Below are 15970 nucleotides of genomic sequence, written 5' to 3'. Positions count from 1 at the left end.
CGAGGCCGCTCATGGCTGACCCGACGGGTTTCCTCAAGCACCGGCGCGAGGAGCCGAAGAAGAAGTCCAAAGAGGACCGTCTCGCCTCCTGGGGCGAGGTCTACGCGGAGACCGAGCCCGGCGAGCGCAACAACGCCGTGCGCACGCAGGCTTCGCGCTGCATGGACTGCGGCATCCCGTTCTGCCACTCCGGTAGCTCCGGCTGCCCGCTCGGCAACCTGATCCCGGAGTGGAACGACCTGGTCCGCCGCGGCGACTGGGCCGCGGCCGGCGACCGGCTGCACGCGACCAACAACTTCCCCGAGTTCACCGGGAAGCTGTGCCCCGCCCCGTGCGAGGCGGGCTGCGTGCTGTCGATCTCGCCCGGCTCGGGCGGACCGGTGGCGATCAAGCGGGTGGAGCAGGCGATCGCCGACCAGTCCTGGGAAGCCGGGTACGTGCAGCCGCAGGCGGCCGAGGTCGCCACGGGCCAGCGCGTGGCCGTGGTCGGCTCCGGACCGGCCGGGCTCGCCGCCGCGCAGCAGCTCACCCGGGCCGGCCACGAGGTCACCGTGTTCGAGCGCGACGACCGGCTCGGCGGGCTGCTGCGGTACGGCATCCCCGAGTTCAAGATGGAGAAGAAGGTCCTCGACCGGCGCCTGGCGCAGTTGCGCAAGGAGGGCACGAAGTTCGTCACCGGTTGCGAGGTCGGGGTCGACCTCACCGTGGCGGACCTGCGGGCGCGCTACGACGCCGTGGTGCTGGCCGTGGGCGCCCTGCGGGGCCGCGACGACACGACCACCGAGGGCCGCGGGCTGGCCGGGGTGCACCTGGCCATGGAGCACCTGGTGCCGGCCAACAAGTTCGTCGAGGGCGACGGACCGCCGTCGATCGACGGACACGGCAAGCACGTGGTCGTCATCGGCGGCGGCGACACCGGCGCGGATTCCTACGGCACCGCGACCCGCCAGGGCGCGCTGTCGGTGACGCAGCTCGACCAGTACCCGATCCCGCCCTCCACCCGTGACGACGAGCGCTCGCCGTGGCCGACCTGGCCGTACGTCCTGCGCACCTACCCGGCGCACGAGGAGGCGGGGGAGCGCAAGTTCGCGGTGGCGGTGAAGCGGTTCGTCGACGACGGCGCCGGTCACGTCAAGGCGGTGGAGCTACAGCAGGTCCGGGTGGTCAAGGACCCGGAGACGGGCCGCCGCGAGGTGGTGCCGACCAGCGACGAGGTCGAGGTGCTGCCCGCCGACCTGGTGCTGCTGGCGATCGGCTTCGAGGGCGTGGAGGAGATGCCGCTGCTGGAGGGCCTCGGCCTCTCGCTCACCCGCCGCGGCACCTTGTCCTGCGGCGCCGACTGGCAGACCTCCTCCCCGGGCGTCTTCGTCTGCGGCGACGCCCACCGCGGCGCCTCGCTCGTGGTGTGGGCCATCGCGGAGGGCCGCTCGGTCGCGAACGCGGTCGACGCCTTCCTCACCGGCGCCTCGGACCTGCCCGCACCGGTCCACCCGACGGCTCTGCCGCTGGCGGTCGTCTGAGCCCGTCCCCCTGATCGCAGGCCCCGGTGCACTGGCGCACCGGGGCCGGTTTTCGCTCCGGGACCTGAACTGCGCTCGGGTCGGTGACCCCGGCTGCCCGCTCGCGGCGCCGCAACCGGCGGACCCTATCCTGAGACCCGTGAACTGGACAGTGGACGTTCCCGTCGACACGCTTCCCGAACTCCCGCCGCTGCCGCCGGAGCTGCGCGCGCGTCTCGACGCGGCGCTGGCCAAGCCGGCCGCGCAGCAGCCCGAATGGCCGGACCGCGAGCTGGCCAACCGGGTGCGGGGCGTGCTGGAGAGCGTGCCGCCGATCACCGTCCCGGCCGAGATCGACCGGCTGCGCGGGCGGCTGGCCATGGTCGCCAACGGCGAGGCCTTCCTGCTGCAGGGCGGCGACTGCGCGGAGACGTTCGAGTCCAACACCGAGCCGCACATCCGCGCCAACCTGCGCACGCTGCTGCAGATGGCCGTGGTGCTCACCTACGGCGCGAGCCTGCCGGTGGTCAAGGTCAGCCGCATCGCCGGGCAGTACGCGAAGCCGCGCTCTGCAGGCACCGACGCGCTGGGCCTGCCGGTCTACCGCGGCGACATCATCAACTCGCTGGTGCCCAAGCCCGAGCTGCGGGTGCCGGACCCGGGCCGGATGATCCGCGCGTACGCCAACGCGGGCGCGGCGATGAACCTGGTCCGCGCGCTCACCGGCGCCGGCATGGCCGATCTGCACCAGGTGCACGACTGGAACAAGGACTTCGTGTCCTCCTCGCCCGCGGGTGAGCGGTACGAGGCGCTGGCCGGGGAGATCGACCGCGGACTGCGGTTCATGAACGCCTGCGGCGTCTCCGACACCTCGCTGCACTCCACCGAGATCTTCGCCAGCCACGAGGCGCTGCTGCTCGACTACGAGCGCGCGCTGCTGCGGCTGGACAACGCCGACGCGACGAACCCGAAGCTGTACAACCTGTCCTCGCACTTCCTGTGGGTCGGTGAGCGGACCCGTCAGCTCGACGGCGCGCACATCGCGTTCGCCGAACTGCTGGCCAACCCGATCGGGCTCAAGATCGGCCCGACCACCACGCCCGAGCAGGCGCTGGAGTACGTGGAGCGGCTCGACCCGCGCAGCGAGCCGGGCCGGCTCACGCTGATCTCGCGGATGGGCAACGGCAAGGTCCGCGAGGTGCTGCCCGCGATCGTCGAGAAGGTCGAAGCCTCCGGCCACAAGGTCATCTGGCAGTGCGACCCGATGCACGGCAACACCCACGAGGCTTCGACCGGCTACAAGACCCGCCACTTCGACCGCATCGTCGACGAGGTCCAGGGGTTCTTCGAGGTGCACCACAAACTGGGCACCTACCCGGGCGGCATCCACGTGGAGCTCACCGGCGAGGACGTCACCGAATGCCTCGGCGGCGCGCAGGAGATCTCCGACATCGACCTCTCCGGCCGCTACGAGACCGCCTGCGACCCGCGGCTGAACACCCAGCAGTCGCTCGAGCTGGCCTTCCTGGTCGCGGAAATGCTGCGAGGCTGAAGCCCCGCCGGGTGTCGCGGCGTGGTTTCGCTGCCGGGCCAAGGAAAGCCGGGCGAGGATTCGCCGCGGGTTCAGGCGCCGGAGGAATCGCGGGGCTTGCGCTGCGGCAGCGGTGAGGACCCCGGAGGGCGCGAGGGCCGCACCGCCGGCACCGTGGAGAAAGCGGTGGCACCGGAGGAGGCGGCCGGGCGGACCGCGGCGACGCCGTTGCCCGGCCGCTTGGGCAGCCCGGGCCACAGCTCACCGGCGTCGCCGGCGGCGGCGCGGATCGCGGCCCCGTCGAGGGCGGTGTGGGTCTCCTCGATGCCCCGGTCGAGCCACTGCACCACCAGGGTCAGCGTCCCGTCCCGCGGCAGCGGCCAGACGAAGACCTCGTGGTCGAGGTGGAACGCGCTGCCCCCGCCGCCGGAGGCGCGCAGCACGGGCTGGTCCGGCTCCGCGGCCGAGGGCACCGAGATGGTCTCCGAGCTGGCCCGGCGGCCGTTCGGGTAGAGCACGCCGATCAGCAGCGCGTGGTAGTCCGGGACGCGGCGGTGGCCGATCAGCGTGCCGGCGCGGCCGTCGTGCAGGCTGTCGCGCGAGTACACCGCGAGCCGCAGTGTCATCGCCTGCGGCCACACCTCGATGCCCCGCAGCGCGACGATCGTGCGACCGGAGCGGCCGAGCGGCCGGGCCCACGGCAGCAGCGCCGGGACGATGTGGTCGCCCGGCGGGCCCGTCCACGGACGGCCCTCGTAGCCGAACAGCTCCTGCTCCGGTACCGGGAACAGGGGCCGCTCGCGAGGACCGTCGGTGAAGAAGCTCATGCCTGCCCGCGCGCCGAAAGGCTGTCGCTCTCCGGCGAGGAGCCCACGGCCGGCGCCTGCCGGGCGGGGGAACCGCCCGGCTTCTCCGCCTCGCCGCCGCCCCGGGCGTCCGTCGGCTGCCGGTCCAGGCCGAGGCCCGAGCCCCCGAGGGGGAGCGCCTTGGCGAACATGTCCGACACCCCCTCCGCGCCGTTCAGGACCACCAGGTGGTCGACGTTGCCGAACGCCCACGCGCCCGCCGGGACCGCTTCCGGCCGACGCTCGCCCGTTGCTGTGCTACCACAGCTTCCGGGTTCTCCGCCAGTGCGGCGATTCGGGCCGGCCCAGAGCGCGGCGGCCGGTCACCCGCCGAACCCGCGGATCTTGACCTTCGTGCCCTTCGGGACCATCGAGCCCGGCTGCGGGTCCTGCTGGAAGACGAAGTCGAACGGGCCGCCGTGGCCGTGCCCGCCGCCGTCGCCCCCGCGGTCGGCTTGCAGCCCGGCACCGGAGAGCATCTGCTCGGCCTGGTCGAACGACTTGAACCGGACGTCGGGCACCGGCACGGCGTTGGAGACGAAGACCTTCACCGCCTTCTTGCCCGGCGAGTTGGCCGGCGGGTCGGTGCGGGTGACCGAGCCGGCCGCGACGCTCTGCGAGAACTCCTCGCCGCCGTCCTGCGGCTGGAACCCGGCCTGCTGCAGGATCGCGAACGCCTCGTCCTTCGACCGGCCGCCCACGTCGGGGATCGGCGGCAGCGGCTCGGGGCCCTTCGACAGCACCAGCGTGACCTGGCCGCCGAGGTCGACCGGCGTGCCGGCGGCCGGGGAGACGCTCAGCACGGTGCCCGAAGCCACGTTGTCGCTGTAGGCCGGGGTGCCCTGCGCGACCACGAGCTGCTGGTCCTGGATCGCCTTGGTGGCCTCGGCCAGCGGGGTGCCGACCTGGATGTCCGGCACCGCCGGGCGGCCCTTGGACACGACCACGGAGACGGTCGCGTTCGGCTCCAGCGGGGTGCCCTCGGCCGGATCGGCCTTGATCACCGTGTTGGCCGGGACGGTGTTGCTGAACTCCTGGCTGTACTGCGGGGTCAGCTTGGCCGACCGCAGCGCGTCCCCGGCCGCGGCCTGGCTGAGCCCGGCGAGCTTCGGCACGGCCGAGGTGTTCGGGCCGGAGTCGTTGAGGATGAACGCGAACGCGCCGATCAGCCCGCCGAGCACGAGCACCCCGAGCGCGACCAGCGCGATGAGCTTGCGCCGGTCGCGCGGTGGTTTCTCCGCGGCGGGGGCCGGGGGCCGGGATGGCAGCGGCCCGGTCTGCGGCCGGGCGGTGGGGGGCGGCACCGGCGGCCCGGGCCGGTGGCCCGGTACCGGCACGGCCCGGGTCAGCGCGCGGGTGCCGCGCGGGCCGGAGACCGGCATGGTCTGCTCGACCGCCGGGATGCGCGGCTGGGTGCGTTCGGCGTCGGCCACGCCGTCGCCGTCCGGCGGGGGCGGGATCGGCACGCCGACCAGGCCCAGTCCCAGACCGGCCCGGACCGCCTGCAGCTCGGCGAGGAATTCGCCGGCGTCGGCGGGGCGCAGCCCGGGGTCGCGCCGGGTGACCCGCAGGATCAGCTCGTCGAGGGCGGGCGGCAGGCCGGGCCGCAGCTCACTCGGGCGCGGCACGTCGTCGTTCACGTGCCGGTAGGCCACCGAGAGCGCGGTGTCGCCGGTGTAGGGCACCTGGCCGGTGAGCATCTCGTACAGCAGGATCCCGGCCGAGTAGACGTCGCCGCGCGCCGTGGCGGCGCCGGTGGTGACCTGCTCGGGGGAGAGGTAGGCGACGGTGCCGAGGATGACGCTGGAACTGGTGGTCCCGGCGCTGGCCACGGCGCGGACCAGGCCGAAGTCGCCGACCTTGACCACGCCGCCGGTGATCACCGTGCTGCTGCGGCCGATCAGCACGTTCTCCGGCTTGACGTCGCGGTGCACCAGCCCGGCCGCGTGCGCGGCGGCCAGCGCGGAGAGCACCGGTTCGGCGATGCTCAGCGCGAGCGCCACGTCCAGCGGCCCCTGCTCGGCCATCAGGTCGCGCAGCGTGCCGCCGTCGACCAGCTCCATCACCAGGAAGGCCAGCCCGGACTCCTCGCCGGAGGGGGCGTCGAAGCCCTGGTCGTGCACGGCGACGACGTTCGGGTGGTGGAGCTGGGCGGCGGAACGGGCCTCGCGCACGAACCGCTCGACGAACGAGCGGTCGTCGGCGAAGCGGGGATCCATGATCTTGATCGCCACCTGCCGGTCGAGCCGGGTGTCGAGCCCCCGGTAGACCGACGACATCCCCCCGCGGGCCAGCAGCCGGTCCACGCGGTAGCGGCGTTCGAGCAGCGTTCCGACCAGGCTCGGATGCGTCCGTGTCACGGCTGAATCGTACGTAATCGCCGGGCCGGTCCGGAGGTGACCTGGCGGGTCACCCGTGCGTACCAGTGGGGCGGCCGGGCGAATGTGGCACAGTGTCACCTGTGAGTGGAATACCTGTCGCCGACGACGTCCTGGACACCGCGGTCGCGGTCCTTCCGCTGGCGGAGGTGGCGAAAGCGCTCGGGACCTCGGCCAACAAGGTGCGCCAGATGCTGCGCGAAGGCCAGCTGATCGCGGTGAAGCGCGGCGGTGAGCTGTGCGTGCCCGAAGCCTTCTTCGTCAAGGACGGGGTGGTCAAGGGCCTGGCCGGGACGATCACCGTGCTCGCGGACTCCGGCTTCAGCCGCACCGAGATGCTGCGCTGGCTCTTCGCCGAGGACGACACGCTGCCCGGCACGACCCCGGTGAACGCCCTGCGCACCAGCCACGGAACCGAGGTCAAGCGCCGCGCGCAGGCGATGGCCTTCTGATCCCCGCCGAACACACCAGGTAACCGGACGCCGCCGCGAGCTGCAGGCCCGCGGCGACGCAGAGACACGCCGCCGGCGAGGTCCCGGCGAACGGCCCCGCCAGTGCCGTGCCCGCGGCCATCCCGCCGATCTTCACGCTCGCGGCGGTGGTGAACACCTGGGCCCGCCCGGCCGCGGGCGCCTCCCGGTGCCGGACCTCGAACACGGCCGCCAGCTGCGGCCCCTCGCCGAACCCGGTCAGCGCCACGGCCGCGATGAGCAGGACCACCCCCGATGCCGAAGCGGCGGCGAGCAGGCCCAGCCCGATGACCACGGTGCTCAGCAGCACCGCGGTGTCCGGCGGCCCGGGCCGCGGCAGCGTGGTGGCGACCAGTGAGGCCACGGCCATCGCGGTCAGCAGCAGCGTGCCGGGGCCCGCGCCGCCGAGCCGGTGGACGCCCAGCACCGGGTAGCAAACCGTGGCCATGCCGATCCCGGCGTAGGACAGCGTGGTGGTCACCGTCGCGCGTCGCAGCGCGCGGTTGCGGAGCAGGAGCAGAGCGGCGGCCCGGAGCTTCGGTGGGGCCGGCGGCCGCTCGGTGCGGCGCGGCAGGCCCCAGGCGACCGGGACGGCCGCCGCGATCAGCGCACTCGCGGCGGCGAGCGCGAGCGGCGCCCCGGCCAGGGTGGCCAGCACCCCGGCCAGCCCGGGCCCGGCGAGGCTCGCGGCGGTGAACGTCATCGCGTCGAGCCGGCTCGCCCGGGGCAGGCGTTCGCGCAGGACCAGCGGGGGGAGTTGGGCGGTCCAGCCGCCCGCGACCGCCGGGTTGAGCAGACCGGCCAGCATCGCCGTCGCCAGCACCAGCGCGAACGGCATCCGGCCGAAGGCCACCGTGACCAGGGCCAGCCCGGCGGCATACCCGGCGAGCGCCCCGGCCAGCACCCGGCCGGGGGAGCGGGCGCGGTCCAGTGCCGCCCCCAGCAGCGGACCCCCGGCCGCCGCCGCGATGGTCAGCCCGGCCAGCAGCGCCGAGCCCGGAACCGCGTTCGACGAGCCCAGCCCCAGCAGGAGCAGCGCGGGACCGGAGGACTCGTCACCGGTACGGGCGGCGATCACCCCGGCCCAGTAACGTCTCAGCATCTCCAAGACGTTACAGTGATGGCGTGACTTTCCCGCAGCCGGATTTCGCCGGTGGCCGCACGGCCGTGCGCCGGGCCGTGGACCTGCTCGAAGTGCTGCTGCCCGCCGCGCCCGACCCGGCGCGGGTGGCCGAGGTGCTGGTGGCGCACGGGGAACCGGACCCGGTGCTGTCCGCCGCCGGACTGGCCGAGCTGCACGCCGCCGCGCTCGAACTGCGCGAGGTGTTCGCCGCGCCGGACGCCGCGTCCGCCGCGCAGGTGCTGAACCGCCTGTTCGCCGCGTACGCGGGGCCGCCGCGGCTGACCGCGCACGATGAGGGCTTCGGCTGGCATTTGCACGTCGACGCCGCCGACGAAGGGCCGTGGGGCGCGTGGTTCGTGACGTCCTCGGCGCTCGCGCTGGCCGGACTGCTGGCCGAACGGCAGGGCCCGCCGGGTGGCTTGTGCGCGTCGCCCCCGTGTGGCCTCCCGTTCGCGCACCTGGGCGGCGGCAGCCCCCGCCGTTACTGCTCGCCGCGCTGCGCCACCCGCGAGCGCGTGGCGGCGCACCGGGCCAAGACGAAGGCCCCCTCACCGCGGTGAGGGGGCCGGGAAACCGCCGGATCAGCCGTTCTGCCGGTCCCGCCAGGCGAGCCACGGCTTGAGCGGGCTCAGGTCGTAGTCCGGACCGGTGACCCCGACGGTGAACAGGGACACGCCCAGCTCGACCAGCTTCGGGCCCACCTCCTCCGGGTCGCCCTCCACCGCGCAGGAGCGCTGGATCTCGGCCGGGTCGCGGCCGACGTCGGCGCAGTGCCGGTCGAGGATCCCCACCTTGCGCTCGACGACCTCGGCGTCGCCGAAGCCGTGCCAGATGTCGGCGTGCTTCGCGACCAGCTTGAGGGTCTTCTTCTCGCCGCCACCGCCGATCAGCACCGGGATCTTGCGCGTCGGCGCGGGGTTCAGCTTGCCCAGCCGCGATTCGATCCGCGGCAGGGACTCGGCCAGCGTGTTCAGCCGCCCGCCCGCGGTGCCGAACTCGTAGCCGTACTCGTCGTAGTCCTTCTCGAACCAGCCGGAGCCGATGCCGAAGATGAGCCGCCCGCCGGAGATGTGGTCGACGGTGCGCGCCATGTCGGCGAGCAGTTCGGGGTTGCGGTAGCTGTTGCAGGTCACCAGCGCGCCGATCTGCACGCGGGAGGTGGCCTCGGCCCAGGCCCCGAGCATCGTCCAGCACTCGAAGTGCTTGCCCTCGGGCTCGCCGTAGAGCGGGTAGAAGTGGTCCCAGTTGAAGATGATGTCGACGCCGAGCTCCTCGGCCTCGGCGGCCGCGCGGCGGATGCTGTCGTAGTCGGCGTGCTGCGGCTGGATCTGGACGCCGACCTGGAGCCGATGGTTCGAAGCAGTGGTCATGTTCGCAGCGTAAGCCCGTGACCACGGCTCGCGCTGAACCAGGCGCGGGCCAGTTCCGGCAGGGCGACCGCGAGGCGCCGCCGCCGGCCGACGACGGCGCGGCGGTTCAGCACGTCGTAGTCCAGCGCCTCGATCTCGTCCAGGATGCCTTCGTACAGCGTGATCGCGGTCCGCACGCACGGCCGGGACTCCGGGCGCAGCAACGGGATCCCGGCTTCGGCGCGGCGGTAGACCGCGCGGTTGCGCGAAACCGCGACGGCCAGCGCGCGGCGCACCCGCGGGTCCGGCACCCGGCGGCGGCGCGACTCGGCCAGCAGCGCCCGGTCCACGCCGAACGCGGCCAGCTCCTCGGTGGGCAGGTACAGCCGTCCGCGGTCGAGGTCTTCGCCGAGGTCACGCAGGAAGTTGGTGAGCTGGAAGGCCTCGCCCAGCGCGGCGGCGCTCGGGGCGGCCTCCGCGAGCGGCCCGGCCGTGCCCAGCACCGGCAGCATCTGCAGCCCGATCACCCGGGCCGAGCCGTGCACGTACTCGGCGAGGTCGGCGTAGGTGGCGTACTCGGTGACCGTCAGGTCCATCCGCATCGAGTGCAGGAACGCGTCCACCAGCCCGCGCTCGATGCCGTAGCGGCGGACGGTGTCGGCCAGCGCGGCGAGCACCGGGCCGGCGGGCACCCCGCCGCCGTAGACCTCGTCGACCAGGCCCGCGACCTTGTCCAGCGCCACCGCCGGGTCGGTGCCCGGCGACGGGACGTCCACCAGGTCGTCGGCCATCCGAGCGAAGCCGTACAGCGCGTGCGCCGCCGGCCGCGCCCGGGCCGGCAGCAGCCGGGTGGCGAGGAAGAACGTGCGGCCGTGGCAGGCGTTGATCCGGCGGCACTCGGCGTAGGCGGCGCGCAGGGCGGGGCCGGTGATGCCGGCGGCGTCGAGTTCGTTCACCGGCCGGTGATCCTTTCCGCGGCGAGTCGTCCGGAGATCAGCACCGGCGGGATGCCGACGCCGGGGGTGGTGCCGCAGCCCGCGAGCACCACGTTGCCCGCGGCCCGCACCAGGTTGGCGGGCCGGAACGGGCCGGTCTGGGCGAAGGTGTGCGCCAGGGAGAACGGGGTCCCGGCGCCGAGCCCGCGCGCCGCCCAGTCCGCGGGCGTGATCTGCTCGTCCAGGGTGAACTCCCCGCCGAAGCCGGTCAGCCCGCGCGCCTCCAGCGTGCGCAGCAGCTCTTCGCGGTAGGCGTCGCCGACGCGCGGCCAGTCGATCCGGCCGAGGCGCAGGTTGGGGGCCGGGGCGAGCACGGAGACGATCTCACCGCCGTCTTCGGCCAGGCCCGGCTCGGTCGCGGTCGGGCGGGTGACCAGCAGCGAGGGGTCGCTCATCAGCTTTCCCTCCCGGACGATCTCGGCGAACGTGCGCGCCCAGGCGTCGCCGAAGAAGATCGTGTGGTGGCCCAGCTCCGGCCACGAGCGCCCCGTCCGCCCGTGCAGCACCACGGCCGAAGGCGAGTACCGCAGCGGCAGCACCCGCCGGGGGCGCGCGCCGAGCAGCCGGTACGCCGTGGTCAGCTCGGTCGCCAGCACCACCGCGTCGCACTCGATCCGCTCGCCCGAGCGCGTCCGGACCGCGCGCACCCGTGACGAGACGCGCTCCAGCCACGCGGCTTCGGTGCCGAACCGCAGTTCCGCCCCCGCGCGCCCGGCGGCACCGGCCATCGACCGGGAAATCTCCCCCATGCCGCCGCGCGGGTAGTACACGCCGCCGACGGTGTCCATGTACGCGATGACGCCGTACGCGCCCATCGCACGCGCCGGGTCGAGACCCGCGTACAGCGACTGGAACGAGAACAGCCGGCGGACCCGCTCGTCGCGCAGGAAGCCCTCGACCTTCGGGCCGAGCCGTCCGAAGCCGCCGAGCGCCGCGAGCTTCACCAGCTCCGGCCGGACGAGGCTGAGCGGCGAGTCGAAGTTCGCGCCGATGAAGTGGTCCTTCTGCGCGGCGTACAGCTCGGTGAGCCAGGTCCGCAGCCGCCGGTAGCCCCGGGCCTCCTCGGGACCGGCGAACGCGCGGACCTCGGCCTCCATGGCGTCGCCGTCGGTGTGCAGCGCCAGCGTGCTGCCGTCGGCGAACCGCGCCCGGTACGCCGGGTCGAGCCGGGTCAGCGCCACCGTGCCGGCCAGCGACTCGCCCACCGCGTGGAACGCCTCGTCGAGCAGTTCGGGCATGGTCAGCACGCTCGCGCCGGTGTCCACCGCGTTGCCGCCGAAGTCCTGCTGACCGGCGCGCCCACCGGGGGTCTCGGCCTGCTCCAGCAGCGTGACGCGGCGGCCGGCGCCGAGCAGGTGCAGCGCGGCCGAGAGCCCGGCCAGCCCGGCCCCGACCACCACCACGTGGTCGGTGGCCCCGGTGACGGTCCGGGTCATCAGGAGGTCCGCTGGGTCGCCAGGCCGGTCAGCTCGGTCAGCGCCGCCGGGGCCGGCTCGGCCAGGCGGGCGCGTTCGAGCGCAGCCATCGCCGAGGCGGTGAGCTCGGTGATGCGCTGCTCGACGGCGTCCACCGCGCCGACCTCGGTCAGCGCGTCGCGCACGGTGTCCACGCCGGCCTCGGTCAGGTCGGCGGCGCCGATCGCCCTGGCGATCACCCCGGCCGCGGACGGCTCACCGCGCTCCCGCGCCAGCTCCAGGCCGAGGGCGACGAGCAGGGTCCGCTTGCCCTCGCGCAGGTCGTCCCCGGCGGGCTTGCCGGTCACCGACGGGTCGCCGAACACGCCCAGCAGGTCGTCGCGAAGCTGGAACGCCACGCCGACGTCGCCGCCGAACTCCAGCAGCGTGCCGATCAGCCGCTCGTCCGCACCGGCCAGCGCGGCACCCAGGTGCAGCGGGCGCTGCACGGTGTACGCGGCGGTCTTGAGCCGGTCGATGCGCAGCGCGGCCTCGGGGGAGGCGTCGCCGACGGCCTGCGTGCGGACGTCGAGGTACTGCCCGGCGAGCACCTCCGTGCGCATCGCGCGCCAGGCGGGGCGGGCCGCGGCGAGGGTCTCGGCGGCCAGCGGCGCCTCGGCGAACATGTCGTCGGCCCAGGCCAGGGCCAGGTCGCCGACCAGCACGGCGCTGGCCAGCCCGAACATCGCGGGGGAGCCGAGCCAGCCCTGGTCGGCGTGCTGCTTGGCCGAGGCGATGTGCACGGTCGGCTTGCCCCGGCGGGAGTCGGAGGAGTCGATCAGGTCGTCGTGGATCAGCGCGCAGGCCTGGATGAGCTCGAGGCTGGACACCACCTGCAGCGCGCCCTCGGCGGCCGGGCCGGAGGCCGCGCCGCCGGCCCCGCGCCAGCCCCACCAGGCGAACGTCGGCCGGATCCGCTTGCCGCCGCCCAGCACGAACCCGGACAGGGCCTCGATCCCGGCCGCCACGCCGGGCTCGGTGCGCACGATCTGCTCCCCGGCCCGGCCCAGGAACGCGGCCAGCGCCCCCTCGACACGGGCGGGCAGGTCGGCGTCGAATCCGGGCTCGTCCATACCGCCATCCTGCGGGACCACCGGCGGTTCCGCCGCGCCGGGTGCCCCGGATGTGGTGCACGAGACCCCGCCCCGGCCCGGTCCGCCCGGCGCCGCGACCGCCGGGCGGACCGGCGCGGCGAGACCGGATACGGACTCCTTGGCCGTGCCGGATTTCCCCGGCCCATCCGTCCACACCGGACTCATCCCGCACCGGGCTCCTCACGAGACACCCCGCGGCACCGGGCCGGTGGGCCGCGCTCGGTCCCGCAGCCGGGCACCGGGGTGCGCGCCACCCGCGGTGCGCCCGAGCCCGGCGAATGTCCACTCGCCCGTCCGCGCCGGGCACCGCGTCCCGGCGCTCGTTCACCCATCAGTGCGCTCGACCGCTGCTCTTGGCGCGGTGGTGCCCCGGCCGGGCCCGTGGTCAAGGCCACGCGCGGGGGCTCCCGGCGCCCGGTTCCGCCCACTACCATTTCCTTCCATGACGTCGGTGATCGAGCGGTTGCGGGGGGACGCGCCCGCGTTCTCCATCGAGTTCTTCCCGCCCCGGGACGAGGCCGACGAGGCCGTGCTCTGGAAGGCCGTGCGCGAACTGGAGCCGCTGGACCCCGCGTACATGTCCATCACCTACGGCGCGGGCGGCTCCAGCCGCGACGGCACCATCCGCAGCATCGCCCGCGTCGCCACGGAGACCACGCTCTGCCCCATGGCGCACCTGACCGCCGTCAACCACTCGGTCGCGGAGCTGCGCAACGTGATCGGCTGGTACGCCGCGGTCGGCGTCCGCAACATCCTCGCCGTGCGCGGGGACCCGCCGGGCGACGTCTACGGCGACTGGGTCCCGCACCCCGAAGGGCTCCAGTACGCCGAGGAGCTGGTGGAACTGGTCCGCTCGCTCGGCGACTTCTGCGTCGGCGTCTCGGCCTTCCCGTACGGGCACCCGCGCTCGCCGGACCTGGAGACGGACACGAAGTACCTGGTCCGCAAATTCCGCGCGGGCGCCGACTTCGCCATCGGGCAGCTGTTCTTCGAGGCCGAGGACTTCCTGCGGCTGCGCGACCGGGTGGCCGCGGCGGGGTGCGACGCACCCGTGCTGCCCGGCATCATGCCGCTGACCACGCTGCGGACGCTGCACACCACGGTCAGGCTGGCCGGCGTGCCCGCCTCGCAGCGGCTGCTGGACCGGCTGGAACCCCTCGCGGACGACCCCAAGGCGTTCCGCGCCGAAGGCATCGACGTGGTCACCGAGTTGTGCGAGAAGCTGCTCGCCGAAGGCGTGCCCGACCTGCACTTCTACACGTTCAACCGGTCCAAGGCCACGCGTGAGGTGGTGGGCCGGCTGGGACTGGTGCCGGCCCGGGCCTGAGTCCGTGCCGTCCCACCGCGACGGCCCGGTAGCGTGCCCGGCATGGCTTCCACCGAAGAGGGCGTGCGCGAGATCTGTGACCGGTACGTCGACGACTACGCGGCCGTGGACCCGGTCGCCGCGACCATGCTCGGCGTCGACGGCTACGACGACCAGCTGACCGATTACTCGCCCGCCGGGCACGCGGCCCGGGCCGAGCTGGCCGCGCGGGCCCTGGCCGACATCGCCGCCGCCGAGCCCGCCGACGCGGGGGAGCGCGTGGCCAAGGCGGTGTTCACCGAGCGGGTGGGCCTGGACGTCGAGATCCACGAGGCCGGCCTGGACCTGGCCGCGCTGAACGTGATCGCCAGCCCGGTGCAGGACCTGCGGATGGTGTTCGACCTGATGCCGATGGACACCGCCGGGCAGTGGGGGAACATCGCCGCCCGGCTGCGGAAGGTGCCCGCGGCGCTGGCCGGGATGCGCGCGTCGCTGCTGGCCGCGGCGGACGACGGCCACGTCTCGGCGTTGCGGCAGGTCGGCAAGGTCGCCGAGCAGTGCGAGACCTGGGCCGGGCTCAAGAACGGTCCGGGCTTCTTCACCGGACTGGTCGGCACCGCGGGGGAGGCCGCCGCCGGGCTGGAGGACGAACTCGCCGCGGGCGCGCGCGAGGCGGAGGAGGCGTTCGCGGAGTTCGCGGGCTTCCTGCGGGCCGAGCTGGCGCCGCGCGCGCCGGCCAAGGACGCGGTGGGCGAGGACGTCTACAAGCTGTGGTCGCGCTACTTCACCGGTGCCGAGCTGGACCTGCGTGAAGCCTACGAGTGGGGCTGGGGCGAGTTCGCGCGCATCGACGCCGAGATGCGCGTGGTCGCGGAGCGGATCCGCCCGGGCGCCGGCGTCGCGGAGGCCGCCGCGGTCCTCGACGCCGACCCGCGTTACCGCGTGAAGGGCCGCGCCCAGTTCGAGGCGTGGATGCAGTCGCTGTCCGACGAGGCGCTGAAGTCGTTGCGCGGCAAGCACTTCGACATCCCCGACCGGCTGATGGCGCTGGAGTGCCGGATCGCCCCGCCGGGCGGCGGCGTCGGCGCGTACTACACCGGACCGAGCGAGGACTTCAGCCGCCCGGGCCGGATGTGGTGGTCACTGCCCGCGGACAAGGACGAGTTCACCACCTGGCGCGAGGTCTCGACGGTCTACCACGAGGGCGTCCCCGGCCACCACCTGCAGATCGCCACGGCGGTCAACCAGGCGCGGTCGCTGACCAAGTACCAGCGCCTGATGACCTTCATCTCCGCCCACGGCGAGGGCTGGGCCCTCTACTCCGAGCGCCTGATGCAGGACCTCGGCTACCTCGACGACGACGGAAACCTGCTCGGCATGCTGTCCGAGCAGCTCTTCCGCGCCGCTCGCGTGGTCGTCGACCTGGGCATGCACCTGGAGCTGGAGATCCCGGCGGGCACCGGCTTCCACGAGGGCGAGCGCTGGACCCCGGAGCTGGGCCTGGAGTTCCTGCTCACCCGCACGATCACCGACGAGGCCCACGTCCACGACGAGATCGACCGCTACCTGGGCTGGCCGGGCCAGGCCCCCGCGTACAAACTGGGCGAACGCCTCTGGCTGGCCGCCCGCGACGACGCCCGCCGCCGCCAGGGGGAGGCGTTCGACATCAAGCAGTTCCACACCCGGGCCCTGCAGATGGGCGGCATGGGACTGGACACCCTGCGGGACCAGCTCTCCCGGCTGGACTGACCCGGCCCGCTTCCCCGGAGGCTTCCGCCCCCCTTCGCCGGGTGCGGAGGCCTCCGTCGGCCGGGCGCACCCGGCCCTACGGGCGTCGGCCCCCCGTTTTCACCTGCTGCCTTGCACCACACCGCATCGCGCTGCACCGGGCCGACTCACGTCCTCGCTTCCCTGCGCCCGCCGCTC

General features: G+C 74.2%; 14 protein-coding genes. 6 read left to right on the top strand and 8 right to left on the bottom strand.

What is annotated here, in order from left to right; genetic code table 11:
* Nucleotides 1-11 precede the first annotated feature (11 nt).
* Together NYF13_RS25795 and NYF13_RS25790 are read left to right on the top strand one after the other, a co-directional pair.
* Nucleotides 12-1520 (top strand): glutamate synthase subunit beta, encoded by a 1509-nt coding sequence (locus tag NYF13_RS25795; protein ID WP_315660220.1) that lies wholly within the window; start codon nt 12-14, stop codon nt 1518-1520.
* 139 nt (nt 1521-1659) lie between these two features.
* The gene (locus NYF13_RS25790) at nt 1660-3051 is read left to right on the top strand and encodes a class II 3-deoxy-7-phosphoheptulonate synthase (protein ID WP_315660219.1); all 1392 of its coding nucleotides are present in this window, start codon (nt 1660-1662) and stop codon (nt 3049-3051) included.
* A 71-nt stretch (nt 3052-3122) separates the two neighbouring features.
* Here the strand turns inward: NYF13_RS25790 and NYF13_RS25785 are convergent, their stop codons facing one another.
* From NYF13_RS25785 to pknB, 3 genes are all read right to left on the bottom strand, one after another.
* Entirely contained in the window at nt 3123-3857 is a 735-nt protein-coding gene (locus tag NYF13_RS25785) for a hypothetical protein (protein WP_315660218.1), read from the bottom strand.
* On the bottom strand, nt 3854-4060 hold the full coding sequence (locus NYF13_RS25780; RefSeq protein ID WP_315660217.1) for a hypothetical protein: 207 nt from the start codon (nt 4058-4060) through the stop codon (nt 3854-3856). Before NYF13_RS25780 ends, NYF13_RS25785 begins: the two co-directional genes overlap by 4 nt.
* A gap of 138 nt (nt 4061-4198) precedes the next feature.
* The gene (gene pknB / locus NYF13_RS25775) at nt 4199-6235 is read right to left on the bottom strand and encodes a Stk1 family PASTA domain-containing Ser/Thr kinase (protein WP_315660216.1); all 2037 of its coding nucleotides are present in this window, start codon (nt 6233-6235) and stop codon (nt 4199-4201) included.
* Nucleotides 6236-6336: 101 nt separating this feature from the next.
* Between pknB and NYF13_RS25770 the strand changes: the two genes are divergently transcribed.
* Nucleotides 6337-6705 carry an Rv2175c family DNA-binding protein gene (locus tag NYF13_RS25770; RefSeq protein WP_315660215.1) on the top strand — a complete coding sequence of 123 codons (369 nt, stop codon included), beginning with the start codon at nt 6337-6339 and terminating at the stop codon, nt 6703-6705.
* Here the strand turns inward: NYF13_RS25770 and NYF13_RS25765 are convergent.
* On the bottom strand, nt 6674-7825 hold the full coding sequence (locus NYF13_RS25765; RefSeq protein WP_315660214.1) for an MFS transporter: 1152 nt from the start codon (nt 7823-7825) through the stop codon (nt 6674-6676). The genes NYF13_RS25770 and NYF13_RS25765 overlap by 32 nt on opposite strands.
* Nucleotides 7826-7848: 23 nt before the next feature.
* Here NYF13_RS25765 and NYF13_RS25760 point away from each other — a divergent pair, with 23 nt between their 5' ends.
* Nucleotides 7849-8406, top strand: a complete 558-nt coding sequence (locus NYF13_RS25760) for a CGNR zinc finger domain-containing protein (RefSeq protein WP_315660213.1) — start codon at nt 7849-7851, stop codon at nt 8404-8406.
* 21 nt (nt 8407-8427) lie between these two features.
* Here NYF13_RS25760 and NYF13_RS25755 read toward each other — a convergent pair whose 3' ends face one another.
* Genes NYF13_RS25755 through NYF13_RS25740 form a run of 4 tightly spaced genes read right to left on the bottom strand, consistent with a single transcriptional unit; the run spans nt 8428 to nt 12717 of the window.
* Nucleotides 8428-9216 carry an LLM class F420-dependent oxidoreductase gene (locus tag NYF13_RS25755; RefSeq protein WP_315660212.1) on the bottom strand — a complete coding sequence of 263 codons (789 nt, stop codon included), beginning with the start codon at nt 9214-9216 and terminating at the stop codon, nt 8428-8430.
* A complete protein-coding gene (locus tag NYF13_RS25750) occupies nt 9213-10151 on the bottom strand; it encodes a phytoene/squalene synthase family protein (protein WP_315660211.1) in 939 nt (312 codons plus the stop codon). The genes NYF13_RS25755 and NYF13_RS25750 overlap by 4 nt, the downstream gene beginning before the upstream one ends.
* Nucleotides 10148-11626, bottom strand: a complete 1479-nt coding sequence (crtI, locus tag NYF13_RS25745) for a phytoene desaturase family protein (RefSeq protein ID WP_315660210.1) — start codon at nt 11624-11626, stop codon at nt 10148-10150. The genes NYF13_RS25750 and crtI overlap by 4 nt, the downstream gene beginning before the upstream one ends.
* A complete protein-coding gene (locus NYF13_RS25740) occupies nt 11626-12717 on the bottom strand; it encodes a polyprenyl synthetase family protein (RefSeq protein ID WP_315660209.1) in 1092 nt (363 codons plus the stop codon). The genes crtI and NYF13_RS25740 overlap by 1 nt, the downstream gene beginning before the upstream one ends.
* Before the next feature lie 463 nt (nt 12718-13180).
* Here NYF13_RS25740 and NYF13_RS25735 point away from each other — a divergent pair, with 463 nt between their 5' ends.
* Together NYF13_RS25735 and NYF13_RS25730 are read left to right on the top strand one after the other, a co-directional pair.
* Entirely contained in the window at nt 13181-14065 is an 885-nt protein-coding gene (locus NYF13_RS25735; RefSeq protein WP_315660208.1) for a methylenetetrahydrofolate reductase, read from the top strand.
* Nucleotides 14066-14107: 42 nt separating this feature from the next.
* Nucleotides 14108-15793, top strand: a complete 1686-nt coding sequence (locus NYF13_RS25730) for a DUF885 domain-containing protein (protein ID WP_315660207.1) — start codon at nt 14108-14110, stop codon at nt 15791-15793.
* The last annotated feature ends 177 nt before the right edge of the window (nt 15794-15970 follow it).

This window comes from Amycolatopsis sp. PS_44_ISF1, assembly GCF_032335455.1.
Taxonomy (GTDB): Bacteria; Actinomycetota; Actinomycetes; order Mycobacteriales; family Pseudonocardiaceae; genus Amycolatopsis.
Note: the sequence above shows the minus strand (reverse complement) of the source record. Positions and strands in the feature narration are given on the sequence as shown.